The sequence below is a fragment of the Ensifer sp. Root31 genome, assembly GCF_001424825.1.
Lineage (GTDB): Bacteria > Pseudomonadota > Alphaproteobacteria > Rhizobiales > Rhizobiaceae > Ensifer > Ensifer canadensis.
Genome location: NZ_LMCO01000066.1, coordinates 302,452 through 324,599, shown reverse-complemented (window position 1 = coordinate 324,599; position 22,148 = coordinate 302,452). Strand labels below are relative to the sequence as shown.

General features: G+C 59.8%; 21 protein-coding genes and 1 tRNA gene. 9 read left to right on the top strand and 13 right to left on the bottom strand.

All coding sequences use genetic code 11. The features are described from left to right. The first annotated feature begins 144 nt into the window (after positions 1–144). Positions 145–612 (top strand): Lrp/AsnC family transcriptional regulator, encoded by a 468-nt coding sequence (locus tag ASD00_RS35825; protein ID WP_025426361.1) that lies wholly within the window; start codon positions 145–147, stop codon positions 610–612. A 184-nt stretch (positions 613–796) separates the two neighbouring features. Then, positions 797–1,708 (top strand): diacylglycerol kinase family protein, encoded by a 912-nt coding sequence (locus tag ASD00_RS35820; RefSeq protein ID WP_025426362.1) that lies wholly within the window; start codon positions 797–799, stop codon positions 1,706–1,708. Between the two features lie 7 nt (positions 1,709–1,715). Here the strand turns inward: ASD00_RS35820 and ASD00_RS35815 are convergent, their stop codons facing one another. Both ASD00_RS35815 and ASD00_RS35810 read right to left on the bottom strand, forming a co-directional pair. After that, complete coding sequence (locus ASD00_RS35815; RefSeq protein WP_025426363.1) at positions 1,716–3,200, bottom strand: glycosyltransferase family 39 protein; 1,485 nt, start codon at positions 3,198–3,200, stop codon at positions 1,716–1,718. Continuing rightward, positions 3,193–4,170 (bottom strand): glycosyltransferase family 2 protein, encoded by a 978-nt coding sequence (locus tag ASD00_RS35810; RefSeq protein WP_057211464.1) that lies wholly within the window; start codon positions 4,168–4,170, stop codon positions 3,193–3,195. The genes ASD00_RS35815 and ASD00_RS35810 overlap by 8 nt, the downstream gene beginning before the upstream one ends. Positions 4,171–4,305: 135 nt before the next feature. Between ASD00_RS35810 and ASD00_RS35805 the strand changes: the two genes are divergently transcribed. Beyond that, the gene (locus ASD00_RS35805) at positions 4,306–5,259 is read left to right on the top strand and encodes a lysylphosphatidylglycerol synthase domain-containing protein (RefSeq protein ID WP_025426365.1); all 954 of its coding nucleotides are present in this window, start codon (positions 4,306–4,308) and stop codon (positions 5,257–5,259) included. 12 nt (positions 5,260–5,271) lie between these two features. Here ASD00_RS35805 and ASD00_RS35800 read toward each other — a convergent pair whose 3' ends face one another. The 5 genes from ASD00_RS35800 to ASD00_RS35790 all read right to left on the bottom strand — a co-directional run bounded on the left by ASD00_RS35800 (position 5,272) and on the right by ASD00_RS35790 (position 8,446). Beyond that, positions 5,272–6,774 carry an AMP nucleosidase gene (locus tag ASD00_RS35800; RefSeq protein WP_025426366.1) on the bottom strand — a complete coding sequence of 501 codons (1,503 nt, stop codon included), beginning with the start codon at positions 6,772–6,774 and terminating at the stop codon, positions 5,272–5,274. A gap of 172 nt (positions 6,775–6,946) precedes the next feature. Then, entirely contained in the window at positions 6,947–7,267 is a 321-nt protein-coding gene (locus ASD00_RS35795; protein WP_025426367.1) for a YnfA family protein, read from the bottom strand. Between the two features lie 93 nt (positions 7,268–7,360). Next, positions 7,361–7,537 carry a hypothetical protein gene (locus ASD00_RS40620; protein WP_162249772.1) on the bottom strand — a complete coding sequence of 59 codons (177 nt, stop codon included), beginning with the start codon at positions 7,535–7,537 and terminating at the stop codon, positions 7,361–7,363. Positions 7,538–7,550: 13 nt separating this feature from the next. Further along, positions 7,551–7,724 carry a hypothetical protein gene (locus ASD00_RS41075; RefSeq protein ID WP_025426369.1) on the bottom strand — a complete coding sequence of 58 codons (174 nt, stop codon included), beginning with the start codon at positions 7,722–7,724 and terminating at the stop codon, positions 7,551–7,553. A gap of 380 nt (positions 7,725–8,104) precedes the next feature. Next, positions 8,105–8,446 (bottom strand): DUF2147 domain-containing protein, encoded by a 342-nt coding sequence (locus ASD00_RS35790; RefSeq protein ID WP_025426370.1) that lies wholly within the window; start codon positions 8,444–8,446, stop codon positions 8,105–8,107. Between the two features lie 594 nt (positions 8,447–9,040). On the opposite strand from ASD00_RS35790, the gene ASD00_RS35785 reads away from it, so the two are divergent. Further along, entirely contained in the window at positions 9,041–9,307 is a 267-nt protein-coding gene (locus tag ASD00_RS35785; RefSeq protein WP_025426371.1) for a sel1 repeat family protein, read from the top strand. Between the two features lie 67 nt (positions 9,308–9,374). Here ASD00_RS35785 and ASD00_RS35780 read toward each other — a convergent pair whose 3' ends face one another. The 3 genes from ASD00_RS35780 to ASD00_RS35770 form a co-directional block, all read right to left on the bottom strand. Next, entirely contained in the window at positions 9,375–10,499 is a 1,125-nt protein-coding gene (locus ASD00_RS35780; RefSeq protein WP_025426372.1) for a pyridoxal phosphate-dependent aminotransferase, read from the bottom strand. Between the two features lie 132 nt (positions 10,500–10,631). Further along, positions 10,632–11,006 (bottom strand): PilZ domain-containing protein, encoded by a 375-nt coding sequence (locus ASD00_RS35775; protein WP_025426373.1) that lies wholly within the window; start codon positions 11,004–11,006, stop codon positions 10,632–10,634. A gap of 209 nt (positions 11,007–11,215) precedes the next feature. Then, positions 11,216–11,638, bottom strand: a complete 423-nt coding sequence (locus ASD00_RS35770; RefSeq protein ID WP_244445421.1) for a hypothetical protein — start codon at positions 11,636–11,638, stop codon at positions 11,216–11,218. Between the two features lie 254 nt (positions 11,639–11,892). Between ASD00_RS35770 and ASD00_RS35765 the strand changes: the two genes are divergently transcribed. The 3 genes from ASD00_RS35765 to ASD00_RS35755 all read left to right on the top strand — a co-directional run bounded on the left by ASD00_RS35765 (position 11,893) and on the right by ASD00_RS35755 (position 16,227). Next, entirely contained in the window at positions 11,893–14,112 is a 2,220-nt protein-coding gene (locus ASD00_RS35765; RefSeq protein WP_057211462.1) for a caspase family protein, read from the top strand. A gap of 308 nt (positions 14,113–14,420) precedes the next feature. Next, a tRNA-Ser gene (locus ASD00_RS35760) sits at positions 14,421–14,510 on the top strand. Between the two features lie 655 nt (positions 14,511–15,165). Continuing rightward, on the top strand, positions 15,166–16,227 hold the full coding sequence (locus ASD00_RS35755) for a porin (protein ID WP_025426376.1): 1,062 nt from the start codon (positions 15,166–15,168) through the stop codon (positions 16,225–16,227). A gap of 204 nt (positions 16,228–16,431) precedes the next feature. Here the strand turns inward: ASD00_RS35755 and ASD00_RS35750 are convergent, their stop codons facing one another. The 3 genes from ASD00_RS35750 to ASD00_RS35745 all read right to left on the bottom strand — a co-directional run bounded on the left by ASD00_RS35750 (position 16,432) and on the right by ASD00_RS35745 (position 20,454). Next, a complete protein-coding gene (locus ASD00_RS35750) occupies positions 16,432–17,331 on the bottom strand; it encodes an alpha/beta hydrolase (protein WP_057211460.1) in 900 nt (299 codons plus the stop codon). Positions 17,332–17,553: 222 nt separating this feature from the next. Continuing rightward, positions 17,554–18,039 (bottom strand): BA14K family protein, encoded by a 486-nt coding sequence (locus ASD00_RS39585; RefSeq protein WP_081788894.1) that lies wholly within the window; start codon positions 18,037–18,039, stop codon positions 17,554–17,556. Between the two features lie 342 nt (positions 18,040–18,381). After that, positions 18,382–20,454, bottom strand: a complete 2,073-nt coding sequence (locus tag ASD00_RS35745) for a lytic transglycosylase domain-containing protein (RefSeq protein WP_025426378.1) — start codon at positions 20,452–20,454, stop codon at positions 18,382–18,384. Positions 20,455–20,750: 296 nt separating this feature from the next. Here ASD00_RS35745 and dapA point away from each other — a divergent pair, with 296 nt between their 5' ends. Together dapA and smpB are read left to right on the top strand one after the other, a co-directional pair. Beyond that, positions 20,751–21,635 carry a 4-hydroxy-tetrahydrodipicolinate synthase gene (dapA, locus tag ASD00_RS35740; protein ID WP_025426379.1) on the top strand — a complete coding sequence of 295 codons (885 nt, stop codon included), beginning with the start codon at positions 20,751–20,753 and terminating at the stop codon, positions 21,633–21,635. Beyond that, on the top strand, positions 21,635–22,114 hold the full coding sequence (gene smpB / locus ASD00_RS35735; RefSeq protein WP_025426380.1) for an SsrA-binding protein SmpB: 480 nt from the start codon (positions 21,635–21,637) through the stop codon (positions 22,112–22,114). Before dapA ends, smpB begins: the two co-directional genes overlap by 1 nt. The last annotated feature ends 34 nt before the right edge of the window (positions 22,115–22,148 follow it).

Sequence of the window (22,148 nt, the reverse complement as noted above, 5' to 3'; positions counted from 1 at the left end):
TCCTTCCCGATTTAAATGCCCACAATCGCTTGGGCCTGGGAAGAAGATTACTGCCTGGGGGCGGGGCATGTCCTTGCGATTTATGCTTCAAATGGCCTATGGTGCGCAATCATATGCCAATACGGCCTCACTGGATTATCAACTATGCCAAGTCTAGATAAATTCGATCTCGCGATTCTCAAGATCTTACAGGAGGACGCGCGGGCAACGAACGTGGAGATTGCCGAACGTGTCAATCTGTCGCCGTCGCCATGCCTGCGGCGCATCCGCAATCTGGAGAAATCGGGGATCCTGCGCGGTTATCGGGCCGACATCGATCGCAAGGAAGTCGGGCTCGGCCTGACCGTTTTCGTGGAAATCAAGGTCGGCCAGCACAGCCGCGAGAATGCCCAGCGTCAGCAAGAGGCGCTGCTTGCCATTCCCGAAGTTGTCTCCTGCTTCCTGATCTCCGGAAATGCCGATTTTCTTGCTGAGGTCGTCGTCGAAGATCTCTCCGCCTATGAGACGCTGCTGACGGAGACATTGCTGGCCATGCCCGGCGTGACTGACATCCGTTCCAACTTCGCCATCCGCTCGATCAAGACAGGTGGTCCGCTCAAGCTGCCGGAGTGACGCCGAAGCAGGTCGGCGACGTTGCCGCCCTGCAGACAAAGGTGGGCAGCGACGGTGAATTCGAGCGCCCGCCGACGCGGGTTCAAGGTTAAGTTTTGGTAAGGCTCTGGAAACGGCGCCGATTGCGATTATCTCATCGCAGTGGACGCCCGTGTGCCACGGCAATGGAGCCTGTAAGCCTTTCATGAAAATCAAAGCTATCTTCAATCGGGATGGTGGGACCTTCCGAACGACGGACATGGCGGCCTATGGCAACAGGGTTGAGGCGGTCTTTCGCGATGCGGGTCACCAGATCGAGATCGCGACCGTCTCGGGCGCCGAGATGCAGGAGACCCTGGAAAAGACCTGCCGGCGCGACGATCTCGACGCAATCGTGGCGGGTGGCGGCGACGGTACGATTTCGGCAGCCGCGGGCGTTGCCTGGAAAACCGGCATGCCGCTTGGGGTCGTTCCTGCGGGGACGATGAACCTTTTTGCGCGCACGCTGAAATTGCCGCTCGATATCTGGAAGGTGCCGGAAGTTCTGGCGCAGGGCACGATCATCGACGGCGATATCGGCAGCGCCGATGGCCGAGCCTTCGTCCACCAGTTCTCGATGGGTCTGCATGCTCGCATGGTGCGCTACCGCGAATCGTTCAGTTTTCGATCGCGCCTGGGCAAGATCACGGCGAGCACACGCGCTGCGGTCGGGGTCATTCTCAATCCGCCGGATTTCGAGATCGAGTTCGACGTGGATGGTCACCATGAAAGCCGGCACGTTTCGGCTGTGTCCGTGTCGAACAACCCGTTCGGGCGCGATACGCTGATGTATGCTGATGACGTGACCGCCGGCCATCTCGGCTTCTACACGGCACCGCCGTTGAGCCCGCCCGGCGTTGCCAAGCTTGCGCTCGACGTGCTGCGCGGCAAGTTCCGCGACAATCCGGTTATTACCGAGATGAGCGGCCATGCTTTGGACCTGCATTTCCCCAAGGTCGACCGGAAGATCAACTGCGTTATCGATGGCGAACTTCTGCCAATGGGCCGCGACGTCGCGTTGAGGATCCATCCCGGCGAACTCAAACTGCTCGTCGGCGCCGACCGGTCTAGTTCGTGACCCCGGGTCAGTCCCTGACCCAGAGGTAGCCGAAAGTGTACCGGTCTTCAGCCTTGCCGTGCAGGTAGGGCAGGGACAGAACCTGTGGCGTTGCCGACGTCGTCGAAAATCCACGCGTTTTCATGGCGTTTGCCAGCGCCTCGGGCAGGATTGGCTCCGCCTTGCCGTCATCGCTCCAGACGACGAGCAGCGGCAACGATGCGCTGGCCGTCCCTGCGTCAAGATAGCCGGGGGTGAGCACGGGAGCATCGTGAAGGTGCGTGCGAAGGTTGCCACCGATCAACCTGTCTTTCGCAAGGATCAGGGCCGGTTCGCGACCCCCGAGCTTAACGACCGCTTCGGCCAGCGTGGCGTAGGGAATGCTCAATCGCGAATATTTGCCGAAGAGCGGCCGCACGATTGCGCGGGCGGAAACCACCATCAGCGTAGTGAGCACGATGAAGGCCACGAGCCACAGGAACGGTCGAAGTTTAAACGCGGCATCGACGCCAGCCGCTTCGACCTTGAGGCAGAGATAGAGCGGCAGGAGAATCAGGAAGAGCACGAGCCACTTTTCCCGGATATGCGTGGCTCCGACCCCCAGAACAATCAATAGGACTGCCACGAGGCAGATTGCAAGCATACGGCCGACAACGCGAGTCCATTGGCTTTGCGCCGACCAAATCGCAGGAATGCTCTTGCGGAATATGAGTCCGAACACGATCAGCGGCACGATACCGCCGCGGATCGTGGCGGCAATGAGCGAAACCACGCCGCCGAACGCCTGTGCGAGGCGGCCTTCGGAATGGGCCTCGCGCATCTCAAGAAAGGTGTTGTTTGAGGCGGAGCCGAGGTTTTCGAGGATCCACCAGCCATGCGGCAAAGCGATCAGTGCCGCAACCAACAGCGAGACCAGGATACGCCAGTCGAAAAGGCGCTCGCGTAGCTTGGGTTCCGGCAGAATGGCAAGGACGGCAGCGGCGGGTACAAGCGCAAAATTGTACTTGGAGATGAAGCCGATGCCGACAGCAAGGCCGGTCAGCAGATAGGCCGCGAGACTCGGCCGGACCAATGTCCGCAGGAAGCCGTAGAGAAACAGTGATACGGCGAACAGTGCCGCGACCGTATGGGAAAGGTCACGCTGCGCAAGTAGGAAAATCGGCGGCAGTGTCAGCACGCCGAGCATGGCAATCAGCGCCAGGCGCTTTTCTGCAAGGACTTCGCGCGCGGCGAAGCCATAGAAGAGACAGCAAAGAAACAGAAGCAGGTTCTTGAGCACCGTCATCGTCGCGAGAGACGGTCCGAAAACGGATGCAAGCCCGTATTGCAGCCAGTTGTAGAAGGGCGGTTGCGCGCCGTAACCGAGCCGCAGGAACTGCGACACGAATGCCTGCTCCGCCTCGTCGATTTCGAGCGAATTCGAAACGGCGAGACGCAGGCTGATGCAGAGCAGGAAATAGCCGGCGAGTAGGGCGGTGACGAGGTTGGGTCGCCGCTCGACGAACTCAAACATTCGTTTGATCCCGTACAAAGACCTCACGCACGATATAGCTGGTGGTTTCGTCGTCGCGGAAATAGGCACGCGCCATCATCTCGGCGAGAATGCCTGTTGTCACGAGTTGCACCGCCGACAGAAACAGCATCACGCCAACGATCAGCATCGGGCGGGTGCCGATGTCGTTGCCGAGAAGGAACTTGTCGAAGGCAAGATAGAGCAGGATGAGGACGCTCGCCGCCCCGGCTGCAAGCCCGATCGAGCCGAAGAAGTGGCCCGGGCGCGCCTTGTAGCGCATGAAGAACAGAACCGAAAGCAGATCGAGGATCACGCGGAAGGTGCGCGAGATACCGTATTTCGAGTGGCCATGCTGGCGCGCGTGGTGGGTCACCGGCATTTCGCCGATGCGGCTGCTGGGTACGACCCCTGCGACCCAGGCGGGGATGAAGCGATGCATCTCGCCCATCAGCTTGACCTGCTTGATGATCGAGGCGCGGTAAACCTTCAGGCTGCAACCATAGTCGTGCAGCCGGACGCCGGTGATCTTGCCGATTAGCCGGTTGGCGCACCAGGACGGGATTTTTCTGAGCAACAGCCCATCTTGACGATTCTTGCGCCAGCCGACGAGCAGGTCGAGTTGCCGCTCCTCGATTGCTTTGACCATAGCGGGAATATCGACCGGGTCGTTCTGCAGATCACCGTCGAGTGTGGCGATCAACCGGCCGGACGCCGCGTCGATGCCGGATTGCATGGCGGCGGTCTGCCCGAAGTTCTTCTGCAGTTCGATGATTTTCAGCTGAAGATCGGGGCGACAGAGCGCCTTCCTTGCATTGGTGAGCGTGCGATCGGTGCTGCCGTCATCGACCAGGATCAGCTCCCAAGGGGCTGAAAAATTCACCATGGCGTCACTGACGCGCGTGATGAGCGGCTCAATGCTGTCCTCTTCGTTGAAGACTGGGATGACGACGGATAGCTCGATGGGCAGCATGGGATCGCTCGTGCATTCGGCGCGCCTTGCACGAGCCGGAAGAATAGGGGTGCGCTTACATAATCATTTTCTTGCACAGTTATCGGTGATAACCAACGTGCAAAGTTGTGTTTCAACACGGGAAATCGGCGTCTGATGAATTCTGGCTGCGAGTTCGAGCGGCGATCGTGGCTGGCGCGCAACCGTGTGACGCTGATATCGGCCGCGGCGATTGTCGCCTATGCGGTTTTTGTCCAGTGGATCTGGGGCTGGCGAACGCTGCTCGATCAATGGACGAAAATCGGCGTCGGTTCCGGGCTCGCGGCCCTGATACTTCTTGTCGCCACCTATTTCATTCGCTGCTATCGCATCTATGATTATTTCCCGGCGGAAACGTCAGGCCGGTTTCTGGCGCTGTTTCGCGTCACCCAAGTCCACAATCTCCTGAACATCATGTTGCCTTTTCGCGCCGGAGAGACGAGCTTTCCACTGTTGATGCGGTCGGAATTCTCCATCCCGCTGGCGCGGGGGACCGCGGCACTTCTGGTCATGCGGCTGCTCGACCTGCATGCCCTGTTGACGGTCGCCGCAGTCGGCCTGGTTTTTGGCCGCGGATCAGGCGTCGCCTGGGCGCTCTGGATCGCGGCGCTGGTCGCGCCACTTCCGTTCTTTCTGTTGAAGGATCGCGTTGTCGCCCTGGCGCGGCGGTTGCTGCCGGCAAGACTGGAATCGATCGTCGAAGAGCTGGATACAGGTCTGCCCGGCACGACAAAGGCATTCCTCAGGGCCTGGGCGATGACCATTCTGAATTGGGCGGTCAAGGTGGTGGTTCTCGCCTGGGTTCTGGCGATCATGGGTGTCGCGCCGCTTGCTGCCTGTTTTGGCGGGGCTCTTGGCGGCGAACTCTCCTCCGTCTTGCCGATGCACGCGCCGGCGGGCGTCGGCACTTATCCCGCAGCGATCGCCGCCGGCGCCGTTTCTTTCGGAGCAGGGGCGGACCGCGCAGCGCTGGAGCAATTGGCCGGCGCCGGCGTCAACGCGCATCTGCTGATCATCGTGTCCGCTGTCGCGGGCACGATGCTGTCGATGCTTCTGCAGAGAAAGCCGTAGGCGCCGTCACGGTTACTGGAACGACGTCTCGTAGAAGCTTCTGAGCTTGCGGGAGTGCAGCTTCTCAGGCGGCATCGCCGCAAGTTTCTGCAAAGCGAGGATCCCGATCTTCAGATGCTGGCTGACCTGTGTCCGGTAGAAGGCTGTTGCCATGCCCGGAAGCTTCAACTCGCCGTGAAGCGGCTTGTCTGAAACGCAAAGCAGCGTGCCGTAGGGCACGCGGAAGCGGAAGCCGTTGGCCGCGATCGTCGCCGATTCCATGTCGAGTGCGATCGCGCGCGCCTGCGACAGGCGCTTGACCGGTCCGCGCTGGTCGCGCAGTTCCCAGTTGCGGTTGTCGATGGTGGCAACGGTGCCGGTGCGCATGATCTGCTTGAGATCATAGTCGCGGTAGCCGGTGACCTCCGCCACGGCGTCCTGCAACGCCACCTGCACTTCGGCAAGTGCCGGCAGGGGGATCCAGACCGGCAGGTCGTCGTCCAGCACATGGTCTTCGCGCATATAGGCATGGGCAAGAACATAGTCGCCGAGGCGCTGGCTGTTCCTGAGCCCGGCGCAGTGCCCGAGCATCAGCCAGACATGCGGGCGCAGCACGGCGATATGGTCGGTGATCGTCTTGGCGTTCGATGGGCCAACGCCGATATTGACCATGGTGATGCCGCCGTGGCCCTTCTTCTTCAGGTGGTAGGCGGGCATCTGCGGCAGGCGGGCGAGCGTATAGTCCGTTTCCGGCTTGTCGGAACCGGCAGGCGTGATGATGTTGCCGGGCTCGACGAAGGCCGTGTAGCCGTTGCCGCCCTCCGCCATCTGCTGGCGCGCCCAGGCGCAGAACTCGTCGATGTAGAACTGATAGTTGGTGAACAGTACGAAGTTCTGGAAATGCGTCGCACTCGTGGCCGTGTAGTGGCTGAGGCGGGCAAGCGAATAGTCGATGCGCTGCGCGGTGAACGGTGCAAGCGGGGAGGGTTCGCCCGGGCCAGGTTCGTAGGAGCCGTTGGCGATCTCGTCGTCGGTCGTCGTCAGATCAGGTGCGTCGAACAGGTCGCGTAGCGGAATATCGATGGCTTCGCCCGCCGACGCTTCGACGTGGGCGCCTTCGCCGAAGGCGAAATGCAGCGGGACCGGGGTGGAGGATTCGGACACGGTAATGCCGAGGCCGTGATTACGCATCAGGTGCCCCAACTGTTCCTTCAGATAGTGCCGAAACAGTTTTGGTCGCGTGATCGTCGTGGTGTAGACGCCCGGTGCGCTGACATAACCGTAGGACAGGCGGGAATCGACATGGCCGAAGCTGCTGGTCTCGATGCTGACCTGCGGGTAGCAGGCGCGGTAGCGCGTCAGGGTCACGCCGTTCTTGCCCAGCCCCTCGAAAGCCTCTGTGAGGAACCGGGTATTGCGATCGTAGAGCGCCTCCAGGCAATCGACTGCCGCCGCCGGATCATCGAAGAACTGCGGCTCGAACGGATCGGGTGTGGAGACGGAAAGGACGGAGTGTGAAGAGATTCGCTTGTTCATGTCGCATTATAGGCTGAGGCCTCTGACAAGCAAACGACAAGATGCTGGCATGCACAACCGCGTCTGGCAGAACAACTTTACAGCGTTGCGCGTCAGATATGACGCGCAAAGGACGCTGTAACGCTTTAAACTCTCTGCATAAATGCCTTTAAGGCATTATGCAGAAGCGGTCTTAGCGTGGTCCAGCAAGGATGAGGGCGCTGCCTATGAGCGCGACGACCATTCCGGTCAGATCCCAGCGATCGGGCCGCACGCCTTCGGCAAGCCACAGCCAGATGAGTGACGCGGCGATATAGACCCCGCCGTAGGCCGCATAGGCTCGGCCGGCTGCCGAGCTGTCGATCAGTGTCAGCAGCCAGGCAAACAGTGCCAGCGACGCCATGCCCGGGATCAGCCACCAGATCGGCTTGTCGAGTTTCAGCCAGGCCCAGAAGGCGAAACATCCTGCGATCTCGGCAAGGGCGGCAAGGGAATAGACGGCATAGGCTGGCATCGATAGCAGATCCTTTCAGCCGTGAAAGGACAGGAAGGCGCTCGGCGATGCAAGAGAGACAGGCAAATTAAAAGGCGCCGGTGGCGCCTTCGGTCAGCTCATGGATTGACGGTGCAGCGTCACGAAGAGAACGAGGCCGGCGCCCTGCTTGCCGATGCCGAGGCCATTGGCCTTGCTATAGGCGAGCGCCCCAACCGGCGCCATCAGCAGGCTGGCAAGTGCAAGAACACGCAGCGAGAGAAAGGCGGATGTGGAAAGGGCGGCCAGCATGTCGGTTTCTCCCTTAGAGCTTGGCTTGGCAGTATTGCGCTGTATGCGCTGTGCAATCCGTCAGCGAGCCGAGATAAGTGTTGCTGCGGCGACGTTCGGTATCTGCGCTGACTGCGGCCGCGAGGGTCATCGCAAAAACAACCATAAGAAGGCTGATAATAGTGAGGCGCCGAGCAAGAATGTCCATGGTTCTGTCCGTTGGTCTGGAGGCAGTTCAAATCGATTGAGCGTGTTTTCGCACAACCAAACTGAACTCTTGCTGATACGGTCGTTCATCTGGCGTTCATCTTGCGATTGAAATAGCCGCCGTTCTCGCGGGGCAGGGCGCGCGCCCAAGCCAACGATGCGGCAGATGGGCGGTCTTTGGCAGGCGGCTGGATGCGCCTGGCATTTCAAAAACAAAACCCACCGAAAATATCGGCGGGTTTGTCAACGCTCTGGGAGCGACCCCGATGGCCACCCTTTTGTATCGATCTTAAAGCGCGTCGCGATCTCGCGATTTAAGTTCTTGTTTTACGCATGCCGTTATCGCAAACGCGCGGCACACTTTTGCGCGACATGCTCTAGCTAGAGGCGCGACCAGGTCTGCGATTTGCAGAGAATCTTGAGCACGCAGCCCTTCATCTTCAGCGAGTTGCCGCTGACTGCACCCGAGCCGCTATAGGTCTTGTCGGTTTCGGGATCGGTGATCTCTCCGGAATAGCTGCCATCCGTGCCGGACAGGTTGCCGATCCGCTTGCCGGCGTGTTTGCCAGTCTTCAGCGTGACGCAGAAAGCGCCGCCGCAAGGGGCAATCTCGGCCGTAGCGCCGGTTGCGGTCTTCCAGTTGCCGACGATCGGTTCGGCGGCAACGGCCGTTCCGACGACGCCAAGAGCGAGAGCCGCGGTCATGAACAGGGTACGGTACATTCATTCCTCCAGATAGAAGTTGCCGGCGCGGTCCGCTTCGCCGGCATCTCTGCAGATATCCTCGTTTGAAAGGCAGTCTCCTCACCGCCGCGCGCACGATAGCTTACGCGTACGTAAAGGTAAACTGGCTTGAACAAGGCCGTTTATGCTTTTTCTTTGCCGGGTTCAGGCGGAGAAAAATCGAGGAAGGACGGCGTTGGCAGGCCGGGTGCTTGTTTCGTGGTTACCGTTTGGTTGAAATCGGCAGTTGAATATTTCGTAAATTTTTATTCGAATGCGCCGGATTTCCGGCCTTTCGATGTTTAACAAAAACTCAAGTTTACCAAGTGTTTGGACTTTGTTTGTCGCAAATTAATCATGCATTTTAAGCGCGTATTGAAGGCCGTGCTGCATAGTAAGACCCATAAGACGAGCGGAGAAATTCACCCCGCCAAATGACCGAAGACGACGCTGCAAAAGATGGCGCGGTTCGGAAAGGCCCACAAAGAGGCGCGGTCGAACAGGGACCAAAAACGAATGCTGATCTGGAGCATGGTCCGCCTCCAAAGGGCGGGCCGCTTCGGAAAACCAACCAGGCAAAACAGGGACAAGACAATGGCACGCTTTGATATGCAGGTTGCTTCGAATACCGCGATGGGTGGTGAAAACCAGGCGGACGTGTTCTGCGAAATGGGTCTGGCCTATGCGACCGGCCGCGGTCGGCCGGTCGATCTGGTGGCCGCCCACAAATGGCTGAACATTGCCGCGATCAAGGGCTGCGACCGCGCCGTTGATCTGCGCGCTGACCTCTCGATGACCATGAGCAAATCCGACCTCGCAGCCGCGCTTCGTGCCGCCCGCGAATGGATGACCGTTCACTGAACGACAAGGCGGGAGCAAGCTCCCGTCCAGCGGCGCCCGCCAGCGCGCAGGCGCCGGAGATGAAGGCCTATTGGCCGCCTGCCAGTTTGGCCAGAACCTGCGGCAGGGCAGCTTCAAGCAGATCCATCTCCGCTTCCGGCCCGGTGCTGACGCGAATGCAGCGATTGAGCGGGGCTACGCCGGGCATGCGGATGAAGATGCCGTGGTCGCTCATCAGTGTATCGACGATCGCACGCGCATAGACCGCGTCCCGTCCACAATCGATCGCAACGAAATTGGTCGCAGAAACGAGCGGCGACAATCCGTTGCGCCTGGCGATCTCTGCGATGCGTTCGCGCGAATGCGCGATCCTTGCCGTTACCGAGTTCAGATAATCCTGATCCGCAAGCGCCGCCACCGCCGCCGCCACGCCGATCCGGTTCATCCCGAAATGATTGCGGATCTTGTCGAATGCCTGGGCAGTCCCGGGCGTGGTGATGACGTAACCAACCCGTGACCCGGCAAGGCCATAGGCCTTGGAGAAGGTCCGAGTCCTCACGACATTTGGCATGTCGATCAAGCTGTTGATGGCGGGTAGGGCCCCAGCAGGAGCGGTTTCGCAATAGGCTTCGTCAAGAATGAAGAGCGTTGTTTCGGGCAAGGCCCTGGCGAACTCGACGATGCGCTCGGCGTCCCACCAGCTTCCCATCGGATTGTCAGGATTGGCGAAATAGACGAGCGGGGCGTTTTCCTTTTCGACGGCTGCAAGCAAGCCATCGAGGTCCTCGCGATCGCCGACATACGGCACCGTCACCAGCCGGCCCCCGTGACCGACGACGTGATAGTTGAAGGTCGGATAGGCACCGAGCGATGTGACGACCGGCATGCCGGGTTCGATGACGAGCCGCACGATCTGCCCGAGCAGGCCATCGATGCCTTCGCCGATCGCAATGTTGGCGGCAGGGACACCAAGCCGGGCAGCCAGCGCCTGCTTCAGATCATGGTTTTCCGGGTCCGCATATTTCCACGTTCCCGTTGCCGCCTCTCGCATCGCCTGCACGACGCTTTCAGCAGGTCCGAACCCGCTTTCGTTGGCGCCAATACGGGCCGCGATGGCGCGCCCGCGCTGGCGCTCAATGGCCTCAGGCCCGACGAAGGGAATGGTGGAGGGCAGGGATTGGATGAGCGGCGTGAAGCGAGAGAATGCGGACATGCTTTATATAAGGCCCCGTTCGAACAAAGTTCGCGGAACTTAACCCATGCTTCGGCAATGCGGAATCGCCTTGATGAGAAAGCCGTCGCGAATTGTTGCGTTTTGACGCCCGTTGCGCCGGCCGCAGAGGCATCAGCGGCGCTTGGGCGTTTTTGCGTTCTGGCCGGTAAAGAATTCCTGGCGGATGATCTCGCGCAGCAGGCTCTGTTCGATCGGCTTGATGAATTGCACGCCGACGCGATCGCCGTTGCGATAGACCTCGGCGCAGCCGATGCGGAGTGCTGTGCCGATGATATGGAGATAATAATGCTGCGGCAGGCCGATGGTGGTCTGCACGGCAAAGCTGGCGCCACCGCGGGAAATGTCGATCATCCGACAGGTCCTGACAGACACGCTGCCAAGGCCCGGCTGCACCGTCGTCAGGGTGGCGGCATGGCCGATGGAAAAGCGTTCGTAGCGACGCTCGTAGAACGGCGAGGGCACGCAGGAATACATCGTCTGCTGCATCTGTCATTCTCCGCCAACGCCGGATCGCGAAATGCGATCATTGCCAAACTCGGCCTTCGATCGTGGGCAACTCATTCGCCCACGCTTAATCCTCGCGTGAATGCCGAGGTAAGTCGAGTGCAGTTTCGGTTGAGAAGTTTGCAATCCCCTGAAGGAGTTCGATAAAAATCTAACATCGGTCATTTTCCGTGTACCGGAGCCGGCCACAATCAAAAGCCACCGCTTGAAAATTGCATGCGGATCAACCGGCTGATGAAATCGGGCGCCAGCAGCATGTTGAAGCGCACGCCGAGTTCCGCGCCGCTGCGGTGGACCTGGGAACAGCCGATCTCTTCCTTGAATCCGTCGATCTCGAGGAAGAAGTGTTTCGGCACGATCAGTGCGGCATTGAAATCGAGCATGGCGCCGGCGATCGAAATGTGACGCAGCAGGCATTGATATTTGGTCTTTGCCTTGAGGTGCTGGCCAATGATGAGAATCCGGCAGGGACGCTCAATAAAGTAGTGTTGATACGTCGTTGCCAGCTGTCCTGGCTTCGCTTCCGCGACGTGCATTTTCATCGACATGGCAAACTCCGAGAACGCATAGCCTTTCATTGGCGCAGGAAACGCATCAGGCTCGGCCGGAATCACCCGGAGCAAGCGATGCGGCGTCCGGGTTAAGATCGCCTGCTTGCTTCGACCTTGCGGCGGCGCAGACGACGAGCCACCTCAAAAAATATGGCGATCGGAGACATTGAAAGCCCCTGGCTCATACGTAATAGTTTCATTTGGGCATGATTGTGGGGCGTTGGCATCGTCCCGAAGTGCCGTCATTGGGGTTGTGCGCCTCCTCAATCCTGCTCCCGAGGAGTTGGTGGATAAGGGGTGACGCCGGAGGGAAGAGCATGTTTTCGGGGCATTCGTCGCGCTGGCGGTCGTTCGTCATTCTTTTGGTGGCGGTGTCGGCGTTTGCGCCGGCCGAGGTCTTGGCCGCAAAGCGCGTTGCCCTGTTGATCGGCAACGAAAAGTACGAAGCGACCTCGCAACTCAACAATCCCGCCAATGACGTCGAACTGATGAAGGCTTCGTTCGAGGAGGCCGGCTTCGATTCCGTCACCACCGTTCATGACCTCGGGCGCCAGGACATGGTCAAGGCGCTGCGCGATTTTGAAGATCTGGCGACGGGCGCCGACGTGGCGATCGTCTACTATTCCGGCCACGGCATGGAAATGAACGGCCAGAACTTCCTGCTGCCGACCGATGTGCAATTGAAGACGGACAAGGATATCGAGGACGAGGCGATTGGCCTTGATCGGGTTCAGCGCTCGCTCGAGGGCGCAACGAAGCTCAAGCTGGTGATACTCGACGCCTGTCGCAACAATCCGTTCGAGCAAAGCATGACGCGCTCGATCTCGACGCGCGCAGTTTCGCGGGGCCTGGCGCGTGTCGAGCCGGAATCGGCCGACCTGCTTGTCGCTTTCGCTTCCAAGGCCGGAACAGTGGCGCTTGATGGCGAGGGCAAGAACAGCCCGTTTGCCACCGCACTTGCCAAATATCTCACCGAGCCGGGTGTCGATGTGCGAATCGCCTTGGGCAAGGTCCGCGATGAGGTGGTTTCGGTCACAAACCGCGGTCAGGAGCCCTTTGTCTATGGGTCGCTTGGCGGTGCGCAGATCTTCCTGAATATAAAGGAAGTGAACATCAACATCACGAATAACGGCGAGCAGCTCTCGCCGAACAGCCAGTCGGCTGCCGCTGCCGACTGGCAGAACATCCGCGATCTCGCCGACAAAGACCTGATCGATGCCTTTCTCGCCAAGCATGGGTCCGATCCCGTCTACAAGATGTTGGCGGAGAAGAAGCTGAAGCTCCTGGCCGAGGCGGAGCAGATGTCGAGCGTGACCCCTGACGAGATCGCCTGGGATGCCCTCAAGCAATCGACCGATGCCGCCGCGCTGACGCGGTTCCTCGAGCGCTATCCCGACAGCAAGCATAAGGCAGAGGCCGAGCAGCAGATCGCCGCCCTCGAACCACAAAAGGGCCTCAACATCTCGCAGACCGGCAAGGACACGCAGGCTTCGCGCGACTGCTATCTGCTGGCAGGTGAACCTCAGTCGATGCCCGGCTTCGTTGGTGTGAATTTCTTGAAGCTTGATTCCGCCCGCGCACTGACGGCCTGCGCCCAGGCGGTCAACGAAAACCCGGATGACATGATGCTCGTCAATATGTTGGGCCGGGCACAGGATGCCGGACGCGACTATGTCGAGGCACGCCACAATTATCAAAAGGCCGCCGACGGCGGCAATATGTACGCGTTGACCAATCTGGCATGGTTCTCCGTTTACGGCACCGATGGCGCCGTCGATGTCGACCAGGGCCGCCGGATGTTCGAGCAAGCAGCCAAGGCCGGCAATGCCTATGGCCAGGCATCGCTCGGCTGGCTCTATCGCGAGGGCTATGGCGGCATCGCCCAGGATTATGATGAAGCGGCCAGATGGTACCAACTGGCCGCCAACCAGGGTTACGCCAACGCGATGGCGACGGTGGCCTGGTTCTACAGAGAGGGCCTCGGCCTGCCCAAGGACCTGACGCAGTCGCTGTCGTGGTACAAGAAGGCCGCCGAAGGTGGCGACGTCAACGCGATGTCGTCGCTCGGTTGGGCCTACCAGAACGGGCTCGGCACCGAGCAGAACTATGTCGAAGCCAAGACCTGGTATGAAAAGGCGGCCAATGTCGGGGATTCCTATTCCATGGCATTGCTCGGCTGGTTCTACGATATCGGCACCGGCGTCACCCAGGACTATGCTCAGGCCCGCACTTGGTACGAGATGGCGGCGAATGCCAGCAGCGCCTACGCCATGGGAAATCTGAGCCGCCTTTATGACTATGGCCTGGGCACCAAGGCGGATGCGAAGGAGGCGGTGCGCTGGGCGGCAGCCAGCATCGAGGGCGGCGATCCGGCCAAGCTTCAGGAGTTGAAGTCCCAGCCGAGCAATTTCACGCCGGCCTTCCGCAAGGAAATGCAGGCGCTATTGAAGGATCGCGGTTTTTACAGTGGTCCTGTCGACGGGGACTTTGGCGCGGCAACGCTCGATGCGATCGATAGGCTTTCGCGAAAGTCATAGAAACGTGCTGGTGAAAGCTACAGCGCCACGCGTCTTATTAGACGCGCAAAGGTCGCTGTCGCACTTTGGATTGCTGCATGTTTTTATCCTTAAATCGAATACGATCTAAGGAAACATGCAGTAGGCTCGGTCCTGTTCGTCTCGCATTGCTGCCGCTCTCGACCACAGTCGAACCGCTGCTTCCCGTGAGTCTTCGGCCGCGTGAGGGGCTTGGTTCCCCCGGTGCCCACATGAAAATGCGATCATTTCCCGGAAACCGACAAAAAAATCTTGCATTGCCTGCGGTCTGACACTAGTCAGGCGCTAACGGAGAGGTGGCCGAGTGGTCGAAGGCGCTCCCCTGCTAAGGGAGTATACCCGGAAGGGTATCGAGGGTTCGAATCCCTTCTTCTCCGCCATCACCTTCCAAGGTTGAATTTTCCCACTCGTCGCATCTCGGTCATCGGCTGATGGGTCTCGTCTTTACCCATGTGACATCGGTCTAGTCGCGAGCGGGAAAACACTCGCAGCGCCATTCGCGCCAATGTTCATGAATCTCCTCGGCTTTTCTCCGCTCAGAATCAGGCGCTGCGCACGATCAACTGCGAATCTCGCAAATTGATTCTGGTGATTCCCGCTGTCGGAGGGGCAACCCGCAATGTCGATTCTGAGAAATGTGGCGATGCAGCACGTCGCTCCTTCCAAGGAATTTGGCAGCCGGACCGGCGTTTCCCCCCAATTTGGGCCGCTTTCTGCCTCTTTCTGAAACAGGAGATGCCACTTGTCCTTACGCTAAGCTCAAGGGAATAAAGGCTTTTCTTAATCCTTTGTTAATTTTCTCGGGCCGCATGCGGCGATTTTGTGTCGTTTCAGCAACAGGGTTCGGCGAAGGGCGAGGCAAAGCACGCGATCTCATCAGTTGGACGTTGCGCCGATGACCGCGTCTTGTATTTTCAAATCCGGAAGCAAGGGCGGTTGATCGTCCGACTTCTTGAACGTTGGGGATGGGGCAGGGAACGCTGTCCTTCAGCAAAATACCCAGACCCGTTTGAAACTTTTGACTGGAGGTCAGAAATGAACATCAAGAGCCTTCTTCTCGGCTCCGCTGCAGCTCTCGCAGCAGTATCCGGCGCACAGGCAGCCGACGCAATCGTCGCCGCCGAGCCGGAGCCCATGGAATACGTTCGCGTTTGCGACGCTTTCGGCACTGGCTACTTCTACATCCCGGGCACCGAAACCTGCCTGAAGCTCAGCGGCTTCATCCGCGTTCAGGGCTCGTTCGGTTCTGAGGCATCGCAGAGCCGTTACAACCAGGCGAACCATGACTTCGACGGTGACGGCTTCAACGATCAGTCCACGTCGGACTGGGATGTCTTCTCGCGCGCTTACGTCGCATGGGATGCCAAGAGCGACACCGAGTACGGCACGCTCACCGGCTTCTTCGCTGCTGAATTCAATGCCGACAACGACACCGACTCTGGCGATAGCGACTTCATCGACGTTGATGAAGCCTACATCCAGCTCGGTGGCCTGAAGGCCGGTTTCTTCTACAACTGGTGGGATAAGGGCATCAACGGCGAAACCGACACGCTCGGCAACGTCACCGAGTTCAACTCGATTGCCTACCTCTATGACGGCGGCACCTTCCAGGCCGGTATCTCGATCGACGAGCTCGAAGGCTGGTCCACCAAGGCAAACGGCGTTGGCATCTCCGGTATCGTTTCGGCTTCGCTCGGCGGCGTTTCCTTCGACTTGCTCGGCGGCTACGACACCGAGTGGGAAGAAGGCGCGATCCGCGGCTTGCTCTCTGCAGACCTCGGCCCGGGCGTCTTCCAGCTTGCTGGTATCTGGGCTTCGAACCCGAACACCTACTGGGCTCAGTCTGAGTGGAGCGTTGCTGCTTCGTACCGCTTCAACGCAACCGACAAGCTGGCGATCACTCCTGGCGCTCAGTACTTCGGTAGCCTGCAGGATTCCGTCAACAGCTTCGGCGGCGACGATGCATGGCGCGCTGGCGTAACGGTTGACTACAAGATCACCGAAGGCCTCGCTACCCGCGTATCGGTTCAGTACGAAGATGAAGACAACGGCGACGACCAGGTATTCGGCTTCGTCCGCCTGCAGCGCGACTTCTAATCTGATCTGACCTCGGTCAGTTTAGAGAAGCCCGGCTTTCGAGCCGGGCTTTTTCGTTTGGCGCTTTCCATAAAGGAAATGCGATCTCAGGCGGGAGCGCAGGCGCGCGTTCGCTGCTACAGCGCCGCGCGTCCTATTAGACGCGCAAAGGTCGCCGTAGCACTTTGAATTGCTGCATGTTTTTATCCTTAAATCGAATAGGATTTAAGGAAACATGCAGTGGTGAACAAAGGCGGCTATGGCATGCCTGGGGCCGTCGAGATGCAGCAGCGGTGCATGGCCTTGTCCGGCGGCTGTCACGGTCGTCAAGTTGGGATGCCTGCTCTTCATCTCATCGACCGTGGTGCTTGACAGCAGCTTGGAATGTTCGCCGCGAACGACCATCATCGGAAGCCCGGTAAAGGCGTGGAACTGGGGCCAAAGATCCGGCAGCAACATGTCCGACGTCAGCGCCTGCAGTTGTGCCGCAATTGCTGGATCGAAGTCGACGACAGGAATGCCGCCTTCGTCGCGATAGATCGCCCTTGCCATCTGCAGCCATTCGACCTCGTGAAGGATCGGGAAATCGTCTCCGTGCATGGCTTTCAGGTAGTTGGGCGCTGCGGTCCAACTTACCGGTCCGGTCCCTGTGTTGAGATAGTCCCGGATCCCGAGCAATCCCCCGATTTCGATGACAGGCCCGATGTCATTGAGCACGGCCCCTGCTATCAAGCCGGGGGCCAGGCCGATCAAATGGTGCAGGATCAGCCCACCACGTGAGGTGCCGATAAAAATTGCCTTTTCAATAGCGAAATATGCGCACGCGGTGATGACGTCGGACGTTTCGACTGCAACCGTATAGCGACTCTTATCGCCGTCGCGTTCCGAATTCCCGCGGCCACGGTAGTCCAATGAGATAACGGGGTGCCCGCCTCCCGACGACGATGCAAGAAAGGTGGCAAGTTGGTGAAAGTCTCGGCTGTTGCGCGTGAGCCCTGGCAGGCAGATAACCGGAGTTGCCGCTCGTGGCTGAGGCCCAGGTCCGTAGGCCCGCGCGTAGAGCTGCAATCCGCCAACCCCGGGGAAGCGATGTTCCCGAAACGCATCCGCCCCATACTCGTTCATTTCAGCCTCGCCCTCCATCTGCACCCGGGCGGATCGTAGCCATTGAAACGGAAACGGCAAGCAGGCGGTCCGGCGTTCAGGGAATGAAAGGACTCGCCGCTCGCGCTACCTTTTGGACCGCGAGATCGCCGGTCACAGGCTTTAAAACCACGTTTTCGCGCCGATACCGGAGCAGCGGAAACATTGGGAGGGTGCGAGGGGCCGCCGCCCCATCCAGTCTTTTCAGTAGGGCGAATTGCACTGCCGCCGCGGACCACCATAAGGCTGATACGTGTTGTCCCAGGCTCGATAGGACCGATATCGGGCGTAGCACCAGCTGGTATGTGAGCTGCCGCCGGCAACTCCCGGACGGTTGTAGTATCTTGGCTGGCTCAACAAGCCGCCTATGATCGCACCGGCCGCAAGTCCGCCGATGAACGCGCCGGCATCATTATCGTGGTCCCGATAGTATCCGCGGTAACCATCGCGATAATGGCCATGTCTGTCGCCGTAGTAACCGTGCCGGTTGTACCGATAGCCACGGCCGCAATAGGGGAAACCACATCCGCTAGCACTCTTCCGCGCTTCACCGCGCTCGTACGGGAATTGCGCCGGTTGGACATCGGTGGCTTGAGACGCAATCTTCGGGGCGATCGGAAATGCTTGTGCTGGCGGAACGCCACTCATTACTGTCACCACCGACAGGGCGATAACTGTTAACGTCTTCATTGCCTTCACCATTTTCGTCGGGGAGGATGGAACCTTCAAGAAGGGAAATGCGTGACATCGTACTTTGTGCCGCCTTCTGCTATCACGATTATTTGATCATCTCCATTTGTCAACGATAACGACGAACAACCAATCTGAACCTACAGCGCCGCGGGTCTTATCAGACGCGCAAAGGTCGCTGTAGCACTGTGAATTGCTGCATGTTTTATCCTCGAATCGCATACGATCTAACGAAACATGCAGTAGCGTTTCCCGTTGGCACGGGTTCATAGAAGCGCGCTATCTCTTTGTTTTTATGCGATGTCTGACGCACCACCGCTGCGCACTCTTGCTGGAATTGCGCTAAGGTAACTGTCGTCCCATTCTAAGGTCGGCGACTATGTCAGCGCCTTGACCGAGCCTGACCTTGTAGACCTGATAGTTTTCCATCACGCGCTGGACGTAGTTGCGCGTTTCCTGGAACGGGATGCGCTCAATCCAGTCGACGACCTCGTCGATCGGTTTGCCGCGCGGGTCGCCATAGCGGCTGAGCCAGTCCGGTACGCGACGCGGGCCGGCATTGTAGGCAATGAAGGTGAGAATATAGGAACCACCGAAGCTGTTGATCTGCTCGCCGAGATAATGCGCGCCGAGGGTGGCGTTGTATCCGGCATCGCTCGTCAGGCGCTCCTTGGAGTAAGCAAGGCCGTAGCGGCTGGCTACCCCTTTGGCGGTGCCGGGCAGCAGTTGCAGCAAGCCGCGCGCGTTGGCCGTGGAGACCGCCGCAGGATTGAAGGCGCTTTCCTGGCGCGCGATCGCGTAGGCGAGCGCCTTGCCCGAGCCATCGATGTTGGCGGTCGACGGGATGACGCCGACGGGAAAAGCGAGTGCAGCGACATCGATGCCACGGCCAAAGGCGGTCTTGCCGATCTGGAGTGAAAGCTGATGATTGCGGGTCTTTTCGGCGCGTGCCGAAAGGATCGCCAGTTCGCCGGGGCTCGTCAGTTCTTCCGCAAGTGCCCGATAGATGCTGTCGGCACGCCAGCCGTGACCTGCCGCTTCCAGCCGTGCGATGGCGCGAACCGCCTCGCGGTTTTCGAAACGGGCACGGTCTTCCGCTGAAGGGGCGGGATAGGTAACGTTGAGTGCCTTGTGGCCGAGCCGCGCAGCGGCGAGTTGACCGTAGAAGGTGCCTGGAAAGCGGGCGGCATTGGCGAAATAGTCCTTGGCATTGCCCGGTCCGCCCGCTTCCGCCGATCGGCCGAGCCAATACCAAGCGCGGGACGCCGAAAGCGGCCGGTTGGAAACATCAAGGATCCGTCGGAAATGCTGCGATGCTGCGGCCGGATCTTCCATGCCGCGCAGCGCGAACCAGCCGGCGTGAAACTCTGCATCGACGATATCGGTCGCCTCGGTTGCCTTGTGGTTTGCGGCAACTCGGTAGGCGCCGCGAAAATCCCCCTTGTCCAGCAAGCCGCGGCTGACGATCCGTTGTTCGGTCCACCATTCACCGGGATTGACCAACGCGTCCTGATCCCTAGGCATCGTGGCCAGCAGCTTGGCGGCCTCCGCATATTTGTCCTGCTTACGCAGGCTTTCGATACGGATGAACAGATAGGCCGGGTCCTTATGCCATGAGGCGTCGATCGCCGATATCAGCGCAGGGGCATTGGTGCTGCCGCGGCTGACGGCGGCCCAGGCGCGATAGAGCGACTGCGCCTTGCCGAGATCGCTGAAGCGTTCGGCCTGCTCGACGCGGTTGCGATAAAGCAGCATCGTCATCCGCCGTCTGTGGTCGGCAACCGTCAGCAGGCCGGAAAATTCCGACAGGATCTGCGTTTCCACATCCTTGTCGAGCCCCTGCTTGAACCAGAGCGCGCGCAGCCGCGTTGCTGCGGTCGCACTCTGCCCCTGTGCCACCAGCGCGCGGGCAAGGATGATCGTCCCTTCCGTGGTTTCGGGCTGCGTCTGCCCAAAGGCGGCAAGAATATCGGGGGCTGCCGGGTTCTCGCGGTAAAGTGCGCGCTCGGAATGGGCGCGAAGCGATTTGAGGCCCGGCCACCCCTGCAGTTCGCGCTGGGCGTCGGCGATCTCGTAGGAGGGGACGCCACGTTGCCCCGATACGGCGATTGCCCAAGTCAGAATATGACGATCGAGCGTGCCCTCGTGCATGCCGTTTCGAACGGTGATCGCCTTGGTCGGATCCTTGTCGGAAAGCGCATCCAGACCGACCTTCAAGCCGCCCTGAATGGGCGATACCGTCGCCGGGATCGCGCCGGTGATGTCCTTACCCGAAACGCGCCCGACCTTGTCTGAGATTGCGGGTTTGCTGCCCGGTACCGGCACTGTGTTCGAGGCTTCGGAGGAGAGGGCCGACGAGGCCAGAAGCGCTGTGCCGATCATGGCGGCGACAGGCAGAAGAATTGATCCGCGCATCAAGAGCCCCGTGTTTCCCCGTGTCTCACATTCATTTGCCGCCGGATTGCCTAACGAAAGGTTACCGGGGTTTATAGATCACAGCAATCGCACCGCCGCCACCTTAGCACCGGGTGGCGAGCCTCAAGGATTATGCGGCTTGAACGTCAAGCTTTTACGTGAAAACCGGCATGAAATGCCGTGTCACGGCGCTTGCCGCAGCCCCCTCACATGATTATGGTGCGGCAGTTTTTTAACCGTCGATTACGGCCAAAGCGTGAGTGTATGCTCGTCCTTTGAGCCGTCAGGAGTTGTGCATGTTCAAGGGTTCCATTCCCGCTCTCGTAACACCGTTCACCGCCGCCGGCGCGGTGGATGCGGAAGGTTTCGTCGCGCATGTGGAATGGCAGATAAAAGAGGGAAGCTCCGGTCTCGTGCCCGTCGGCACGACAGGTGAATCCCCGACCCTTTCGCATGCCGAGCACAAGCAGGTCGTCGAGCTCTGCATCAAGGCAGCCGCCGGCCGCGTGCCGGTAATCGCAGGCGCCGGCTCCAATAACACGACCGAAGCCATCGAGCTTGCGCAGCACGCCGAAAAGGCGGGTGCGGACGCGGTGCTCGTCGTTACACCCTATTACAACAAGCCCACGCAGAAGGGCCTGTTTGCCCACTATTCGGCGATTGCCGAGAGCGTGAAGCTGCCGATCGTCATCTACAATATCCCCGGTCGCTCCGTCGTCGACATGAGCGTCGAAACCATGGCCGCGCTTGCCAAGGCCCATTCGACGATCATCGGCGTGAAGGATGCCACCGGCAAGATCGAACGCGTATCCGAGCAGCGCATGGCCTGCGGCAAGGATTTCGTTCAGCTTTCCGGCGAAGACGCAACGGCGCTCGGCTTCAACGCCCATGGTGGGGTCGGCTGCATTTCGGTCACGGCAAATGTCGCGCCGCGGCTTTGCGCCGAATTCCAGCAGGCCACCCTTGCTGGCGATTATGCCAAGGCACTGGAATATCAGGACAAGTTGATGCCGCTGCACAAGGCGATCTTCATGGAGCCTGGCCTGTGCGGCGCCAAGTACGCGCTGAACCGTCTCGGCCGTATGAGCCGCGCGGTTCGTTCGCCGCTGCTTTCGACACTGGAGCCGGCAACGGAAGCCGCAATCGACTCGGCGCTCAGACATGCAGGATTGATGAACTGATGGCACCCAAGGGAAGCCAGCGCACGGTCAAGAAGATTGTCGCGGAAAACCGAAAGGCCCGCTTCAACTACGAGATCGTCGACACCTACGAGGCCGGCCTGGTTCTGACCGGCACCGAGGTGAAGTCGCTGCGTGAAGGCAAGGCAAACATCGCCGAATCCTACGCCACCGACGAGGGCGGGGAAATCTGGCTGATCAATTCCTATCTGCCGGAGTACCTGCAGGCAAACCGATTCAACCATGAGACCCGCCGCCGTCGCAAGCTGTTGCTGTCCAAGCGCGAGGTCAACCGGCTGCAGGGGGCCGTCAATCGCGAAGGCATGTCGCTCATTCCGCTCAAGATCTATTTCAACGATCAGGGCCGGGCGAAGCTCGAGCTGGCGCTCGGCAAGGGCAAGAAATTGCACGACAAGCGTGAAAGCGCCAAGGAGCGCGATTGGAACAGGCAGAAGAGCCGACTGCTGAAAGAGCGCGGCTGAACGCAGCCGCACTCTCGCCCCGACGCCCTGCCTA

Excerpts from the sequence above, each read along its gene's own strand:
- ASD00_RS35825 (WP_025426361.1), top strand. The coding sequence starts at position 145 with ATGCCAAGTCTAGATAAATTCGATCTCGCGATTCTCAAGATCTTACAG.
- ASD00_RS35820 (WP_025426362.1), top strand. The coding sequence starts at position 797 with ATGAAAATCAAAGCTATCTTCAATCGGGATGGTGGGACCTTCCGAACG.
- ASD00_RS35815 (WP_025426363.1), bottom strand. The coding sequence starts at position 3,200 with ATGTTTGAGTTCGTCGAGCGGCGACCCAACCTCGTCACCGCCCTACTC.
- ASD00_RS35810 (WP_057211464.1), bottom strand. The coding sequence starts at position 4,170 with ATGCTGCCCATCGAGCTATCCGTCGTCATCCCAGTCTTCAACGAAGAG.
- ASD00_RS35805 (WP_025426365.1), top strand. The coding sequence starts at position 4,306 with ATGAATTCTGGCTGCGAGTTCGAGCGGCGATCGTGGCTGGCGCGCAAC.
- ASD00_RS35800 (WP_025426366.1), bottom strand. The coding sequence starts at position 6,774 with ATGAACAAGCGAATCTCTTCACACTCCGTCCTTTCCGTCTCCACACCC.
- ASD00_RS35795 (WP_025426367.1), bottom strand. The coding sequence starts at position 7,267 with ATGCCAGCCTATGCCGTCTATTCCCTTGCCGCCCTTGCCGAGATCGCA.
- ASD00_RS40620 (WP_162249772.1), bottom strand. The coding sequence starts at position 7,537 with ATGCTGGCCGCCCTTTCCACATCCGCCTTTCTCTCGCTGCGTGTTCTT.
- ASD00_RS41075 (WP_025426369.1), bottom strand. The coding sequence starts at position 7,724 with ATGGACATTCTTGCTCGGCGCCTCACTATTATCAGCCTTCTTATGGTT.
- ASD00_RS35790 (WP_025426370.1), bottom strand. The coding sequence starts at position 8,446 with ATGTACCGTACCCTGTTCATGACCGCGGCTCTCGCTCTTGGCGTCGTC.
- ASD00_RS35785 (WP_025426371.1), top strand. The coding sequence starts at position 9,041 with ATGGCACGCTTTGATATGCAGGTTGCTTCGAATACCGCGATGGGTGGT.
- ASD00_RS35780 (WP_025426372.1), bottom strand. The coding sequence starts at position 10,499 with ATGTCCGCATTCTCTCGCTTCACGCCGCTCATCCAATCCCTGCCCTCC.
- ASD00_RS35775 (WP_025426373.1), bottom strand. The coding sequence starts at position 11,006 with ATGCAGCAGACGATGTATTCCTGCGTGCCCTCGCCGTTCTACGAGCGT.
- ASD00_RS35765 (WP_057211462.1), top strand. The coding sequence starts at position 11,893 with ATGTTTTCGGGGCATTCGTCGCGCTGGCGGTCGTTCGTCATTCTTTTG.
- ASD00_RS35755 (WP_025426376.1), top strand. The coding sequence starts at position 15,166 with ATGAACATCAAGAGCCTTCTTCTCGGCTCCGCTGCAGCTCTCGCAGCA.
- ASD00_RS35750 (WP_057211460.1), bottom strand. The coding sequence starts at position 17,331 with ATGAACGAGTATGGGGCGGATGCGTTTCGGGAACATCGCTTCCCCGGG.
- ASD00_RS39585 (WP_081788894.1), bottom strand. The coding sequence starts at position 18,039 with ATGAAGACGTTAACAGTTATCGCCCTGTCGGTGGTGACAGTAATGAGT.
- ASD00_RS35745 (WP_025426378.1), bottom strand. The coding sequence starts at position 20,454 with ATGCGCGGATCAATTCTTCTGCCTGTCGCCGCCATGATCGGCACAGCG.
- dapA (WP_025426379.1), top strand. The coding sequence starts at position 20,751 with ATGTTCAAGGGTTCCATTCCCGCTCTCGTAACACCGTTCACCGCCGCC.
- smpB (WP_025426380.1), top strand. The coding sequence starts at position 21,635 with ATGGCACCCAAGGGAAGCCAGCGCACGGTCAAGAAGATTGTCGCGGAA.